The following is a 6,211-nucleotide window of genomic DNA, read 5'->3' as shown; positions in this document are numbered from 1 at the left end:
TTAAAAAAGTAGGGATGATTCATTCATCCCTACTTTATCTATTTATAATTTAGTTTAAAAAAGGGGAATCACGTGTCATCATTATTTTATATTTGGGATGCAAATGAGCATCATCCTGATGTAAAAATTACTACATTAGAACAAGCAGAATATTATGCAACTCATGCCCAAGTAACGGGTTTAACAGACAAGTTTAAAAACTGGTTACTGGCAGTTGAAAGCATTGTGGGCCAGCCAGAACTAGCGGCTAACTTTGATGAAGAAATTATCAGCTCATTTACAAATGTAAAAGCTTATTTTGATTATTCCGAAAATGTATTTTGTATTGAACAAGGCCTATTAGCTAAAAGTAAATATTTATATAAAGTTTTAGTTGAAACTTTACGCCAACATGACTTGGTTGCCTTTGATGCAAGATCATATATATTTTTCAGTCGTGAAAAAATATTCCCTGATCAGCAAAGTATTGAACAAATGCTAGATGCGGTAAAGCCTGTTACTAAAGAAGAACTTGAACAGTTTAAAGCAATACCTTCAACTAAAGAAAAATTGAGTATATTTGCAGATCACTGGATAGAGTTAAATAAAGCAGCTTTAGGTTTTACACGAAAGAGAAAAAGTAATCAATTTAATCAAATAACTAATTATTTTAGAGAGTTCGATGATCAAATTTATGAAGGGATAATAATATTAGGAACTAATAAAACTGATACTTTAGCTTATCGTCAAGTAAACTTAACAAGCTATATTCAAATTTCACCTGAAAAAGCAATACGGATATTACGGCAGCATTTAATTAATGATGACACCTTACAATATTTACCAAAACTTCATGGTACAACAGGTGAGCCAAGCCATTTTAGTGAACCTAGTCAATTAAAGCATGTTTTAGATCAAGTACATGATTTTTTAATCTACGATGCAAAGAAACATCAAGATATAGAAACATTAAATCAATGGCTGAACCATGGTGATGAAAAAGAATATATTACAGGTTTAGGGGCAATCTCTCGTTTAGTGTTGGCAAAATATGTGAATGATCCTTTATATGACCAATTGGTTCGCGAAGCTATACCTTATGTAAGTAGAAATAGGTATTTTAAAGATATGACGGTAGAGCAGTTTCATGAAAGATTGGAACAAGAAATTCAGAATATTTTAGAAAGTTAATATACTGTATGAGTATAAAAGGATATTCATGTCTTTTTATACTCATACATTTAAAGAAAGTTAGCACAAAGTTATAAATACATCTTACAGCGAATACCACTTGGAAATTTTACGCTATTACTTTTTATAGTTGCCCCTGTACTAAAAGTACCTGAGCTTGCATCAATGACTTGATCAACGTGGTCAAGTTGAATGGTAGTAGCAAACTTCTCAAACGGGCTTTCAGGCACAATTTTTACTTTTTGACCTTTTTTAATCTGATTAAAGTACTTTAAAGGCACAATTGCATTTATTTTAAATTGGTCAGTTTGAGCAATTTTTAAAATTGGATTTTTACCTTCGGTTGGGCTGACTAAGCTACCTGCATGGATGTACTGTTGTATAACTACACCATTGAAAGGGCTATAAATTTTTCTACGGTTTAAATCAGCTTGGCTTTGTTTGTATTCATATTCTGCTTGCTTGATATTTTCTTGAGCTGATTGTAGCTCTGAGCGAGCTTGTTGTAGCTCACTATAAGCATCTTCATATGCTTGGCGGGAAACAAAATTTTCTGCTAATAATTGTTTCATACGTTGTACTTTACTTTCAGCATGCTCAATTTTAGATCTTGCTATGTTGGCCGAACCTCTAAGCTGGGTTTTATAGTAAGCAGACTGAGTTGCAGATTTTTCGACACTCGATTCGATTTGAGCGAGAACTTGTCCTTTTTTAATCGGACTTCCTGCTTTTACAGGAATATTCTGTAAGACCCCCGTAATTGGACTTCGTACTTCAACAATTTTTGCAGGTTGTATCATGCATGAGAAATTGATAGCTTCTGCATAAGTCGTACCCGATAAAAGAAGTGTAATAGGAAGAATAAGCGAATATTTCATTTAATAAATTTTTCCTGCAAAGCCAATTTGAGAATTTAATTTTTTGTCATGTTTAAACATGGATATACGGTTGCGGTAAGCACGTTTTTGACATTTTTCTTGCATACGTTTTACCGCAAAAATTAAAAAAATATATTGCAAATAAATGAAGGGAATAAAGTTTATAAACTTTATAAGCCATGGGATATTTTGTTGCATTAACTGATCTTCACCAGAAATATAGGCAACACATGATCCTTGATCACCTTGGCGACCAGCCCGACCATAAAGTTGTCTGTCAATTCGAGCTGATTCGTGAAACTCCGTCAAAATGACATGTAGGCCACCAGCTTGTTTGGTTTCAGGACGCAATTTAATATCTGTACCACGCCCAGCCATATTGGTGGCTATTGTAATTTTTCCACTGTGTCCTGCTTCAGCAATAATTGAAGCTTCGTGAGCATCTTGGCGGGCATTTAAGACAATATGTTCAATGCTAAGTCGGGCAAGTGCTTCCGAAATAGCTTCGGAGGCTTCAATACTACGTGTACCAACTAAAACTGAGCGTTTTGTATCGGCAATTGCTTTAGCATGTTTTGCAATTGCCTGATATTTCTGTTCATTATTTTTAAAATATCGGTGTCTAAATTGTTTGCGTTTGGACGGAATATTTGGAGGAATCTGACATACTTTTAAACGGTAGATCATCCACAGTTCCCGTGCAACTTCTAGCCCAGTTCCTGTTAAGCCTGATAAAAGTAAATATCTTCTAAAGAAACGTTGAAAGGTCATTCGGGCTAGAGTGTCTCGGCCTTTGGTGAGCTCAATATTTTCTTTAGCTTCGATGAGTTGATGTAATCCTTGTTCCCATGAGCGATCAGCCATAATTCGGCCTGTAGACTCATCCACAATCTGAATTTTATTATCCTGAATAATATAGTGCTGGTCTTTATGATAAAGATATAAAGCAGTAAGTGCTTGTTTAACCAGTAGCATTTTCCATGCATGGTTATACCAGATTGGTCTGACATCTTGAGGTAAGGGAACCTGTTTTTCTGGAGAAATATTTTCTATTTCAACATGGTGCTCAGCCTCAAGTATCGTGAAATCGACATCTCGAATAAGCGCTCTTGCTTGGGCAATTGCCCAATGAATAACTGGCGCTTCAATAAGGCCTTCGGTTTCTTGCGAAATCACCATTGGTGTTTGGGCTTCATCAATAAACACGCTGTCAGCTTCATCTACAATACAAAAGTGTAGAGCTGGTACAATCATCGTATCATCAGCGACTTTTCCAGTTGCCAATGAACGTAAGTTTTCAATTTGTCTAGGTTGAGTACCTTTTCCAGAAATGTGGTCTTTTAAGTAATCAAAAACGATTTCATTTGCACTGACATAGCAAATTTGCTTTTGATAATTTTTCTTCCTTTCCGGAACTTCCATTTCACTATGAATTGCACCGCTGCTGAGTTGGAAAAACTCAAATAGGGGACGTAATTCTTCTTCATCACGCTGAGCCAAATAAGCATTTGTAGTTAAAACATGAACGAAATTACCAGTTGCAGCCATAATAGTTGCGGCCATACTTGCGACAAGTGTTTTCCCATCACCTGTAGGCATTTCAGCAAGTCTGCCTGTTAGTAATATATATGCTCCCATAAATTGAACAGGGTGAGGGTAGATATTAAAAACACGAGAAATCGCTTCTCCAACACATGCAAATATTAAAGCGATAGACTGATTATGATTGGCCTCGCGTGATAATAATTGAACAGTATGCTGAAATTTCTGTACAAGCTGTGATTGGTCCAGCTCTTTTAAAGCATCTTTATGAACTGCTATTGCTTGTGCAAATTTATGAATATGCCTTCTAGAAATTTTCTTTGCGGGAATCCAGCCTAATAAGTTTGCAAAAAATATTTCAAGCTTATGTAGCTCTATATCTTTTTGTTCTACTCGCGCCACATTTGATAAATAAAAAGGGTGCAGAGACATATTTTTGATGGCACGTAGATTAGACATAGAATTGCTCCAAAAATAATTGACGCAATTTTCTAGTCCACTGCCATGCAAGAGGCGAGTAGCCTAAATGATAACGAACATATGCAATATCACCGAAAACAGAAGAGTCTAATGGTTGTGACAGTTGAATATCTAAATCAAAATAATTCTGTAAAGCTGTTTTGCCTTCCTGATCATTAGGATCAACTGTAATATTTCCACCCGCTTGACTACCTAATGCTGAAGATAAAAGTTTCTTTTGTGTTTGCGGGGTACTTCTAATGATTTTCCCTGTATAAATCACATCAAAATGATTTTTAAAGCGGATTTCAATATTTTTTAAGCGGTTCTGAATTAAATCATAATCTTGCTGTAAAACCGCACTACGAACAATTTGTGCCGGTTGATTAATAACATAACCAATAATGTCACCACGTTTATAGTATCTTTGCTTGATCTCAGTAGCATCTTTAGCAAACCATTTTCCGGAAACTGTGCTCGTGACTTGAAGCTGTTCAATTTTATATTGGTACTGTTGAAGCTGCTGAACGGCACCTTGCTTTTGATATTCTAATTTGCGACGTTGAGCCAGATCATCCAGAGAAGCTTGTCTTAGCTTGTAATCTAACTCTTCAACTTGAAGTTTTTGTAACTCATATTTTTCAAGTAAATCGGGGTTAGAAAGTTGAAAAAGGATTTGGTTTTGTTGAATCTGGCTGTTCTTAAAATTAATGTCTTGGATATGTCCTGACTCATTCGCACGAATAATTGATTCTTCTGACATCCATACAATGGCTTGCTGAGTACTGTAATATGGAAACGGGATAATAAAAAATATAAGAACAATTGCCGCAATAATAATCCATAAACGTTGAATGGCTTGTTCACGATATTTTGACAAGGTCGCTCCTTGATAAATATGTTTTATTCCTTTGTATAGAGGTAAAACAATAGTCATAAAACCAGAGATAGCAGCCAGTATCACACCAAAGAAAAAGTACTTTTGTGCTATAAACCAGACTAAACTGAACATGATGGTGATGCGGTAAATAGGAGACAGCAAACCATAAATGAATAACCAAAATCTTTCATTTTCAGTTGCATAAGGTGGCTGTACTGTTTTTGCACCAAACAAATAATGGTCTGATAAATAAATCCAATATTTAGTCGCTCGACCTGCCAAATTGGGAATCTCGAGCAAATCTGACAAAATGTAGTAACCGTCATAGCGCATGAGTGGGTTACCATTTACTAATACTGTAGAAATAGTAGCAATAAAAATGACGTTGTAAGCAAATGCGTGAATCAAGCCTTGTTCAGTCGATAGCCAGATATAAATTGCGATTGCGCCCAGTAAAAGCTCAGTGAGAATTCCTGCAGCCGATACCACAATCCTTTGCCATTTAGAAACAAAATGATAAGAAGATGTCGCATCGACATAGGGAATGGGAATGAACATAATGAACATAAGTCCCATTTCTCTGACATTTCCATTCCAGGCTTTTATTGCTAAACCATGAGCAAATTCATGTATTAATTTAACAATTGGATATGTCAGCCAAAGAATAAAAAGGTTACTGGTTGATAGCACTCGGTCCGATAAATTACTCGTTAAACTTTGCCAGTGCTCACTCAGCAATAAAAGTGCAGGAGTTACGACTAAAAACCAGAGTAAAAATCCCCACACACTAAAAATGGAACGCGCTAATTTACTTAATTGACCAAAAAAAGCATCGGGATAAAGCAGAGGTATTTTTAAACTAATTGGGTTTAAAAATGATTGCTTTAATTTATTAAATTTTTGTTTTTTATAACGCTTAAATAGTTCTTCAGAGTCAAAAGACACCTCAGTTTGTAATAAGTCATTGTTATAAAGCTGAGTGAGTAATTGTACTAACTCATTTTGACTAATTGCTCGGTAGTGTTGGTCGAGATTGACATTTTGTTTTTCAATATATTCAGCTGCTTTATCCCATATTTGTTCAACATTAGTTTTGCCATCTAAAAGAGTAATCACATACCATGTTTCGGGGTTAACTCTGACGAAGCGTTGTGACATCGGTTCAAATAATAAAAACCAAGCACGACCTCGTAAAATACGTGGTAAAACCTCAACATTCTGTCGCAATTGAGGTTTTAAATGACGTACAAGATGCCAGTGTTCTGAAAACAAACTTTGCATG

The 6,211-nt window shown here is 35.5% G+C and carries 4 protein-coding genes; 1 reads left to right on the top strand and 3 read right to left on the bottom strand.

What is annotated here, in order from left to right:
- Nucleotides 1–72 precede the first annotated feature (72 nt).
- Nucleotides 73–1,170, top strand: a complete 1,098-nt coding sequence (locus ABFY81_RS04085) for a hypothetical protein (RefSeq protein WP_347913112.1) — start codon at nucleotides 73–75, stop codon at nucleotides 1,168–1,170.
- Between the two features lie 71 nt (nucleotides 1,171–1,241).
- On the opposite strand, the gene ABFY81_RS04080 is transcribed toward ABFY81_RS04085, so the two are convergent.
- Genes ABFY81_RS04080 through ABFY81_RS04070 form a run of 3 tightly spaced genes read right to left on the bottom strand, consistent with a single transcriptional unit; the run spans nucleotide 1,242 to nucleotide 6,210 of the window.
- A complete protein-coding gene (locus tag ABFY81_RS04080; protein ID WP_347913111.1) occupies nucleotides 1,242–2,048 on the bottom strand; it encodes an efflux RND transporter periplasmic adaptor subunit in 807 nt (268 codons plus the stop codon).
- The gene (locus ABFY81_RS04075) at nucleotides 2,049–4,049 is read right to left on the bottom strand and encodes a hypothetical protein (RefSeq protein WP_347913110.1); all 2,001 of its coding nucleotides are present in this window, start codon (nucleotides 4,047–4,049) and stop codon (nucleotides 2,049–2,051) included.
- Entirely contained in the window at nucleotides 4,042–6,210 is a 2,169-nt protein-coding gene (locus tag ABFY81_RS04070) for a site-2 protease family protein (RefSeq protein ID WP_347913109.1), read from the bottom strand. Before ABFY81_RS04070 ends, ABFY81_RS04075 begins: the two co-directional genes overlap by 8 nt.
- Nucleotide 6,211: the final 1 nt, after the last annotated feature.

This window comes from Acinetobacter sp. WA-87 (assembly GCF_039938935.1).
Lineage (GTDB): Bacteria > Pseudomonadota > Gammaproteobacteria > Pseudomonadales > Moraxellaceae > Acinetobacter > Acinetobacter seifertii.
Note: the sequence above shows the minus strand (reverse complement) of the source record. Positions and strands in the feature narration are given on the sequence as shown.

What these genes read in the sequence shown, in the direction of transcription:
- ABFY81_RS04070 (WP_347913109.1), bottom strand. Translation starts at nt 6,210, where the DNA reads ATGCAAAGTTTGTTTTCAGAACACTGGCATCTTGTACGTCATTTAAAA.
- ABFY81_RS04080 (WP_347913111.1), bottom strand. Translation starts at nt 2,048, where the DNA reads ATGAAATATTCGCTTATTCTTCCTATTACACTTCTTTTATCGGGTACG.
- ABFY81_RS04075 (WP_347913110.1), bottom strand. Translation starts at nt 4,049, where the DNA reads ATGTCTAATCTACGTGCCATCAAAAATATGTCTCTGCACCCTTTTTAT.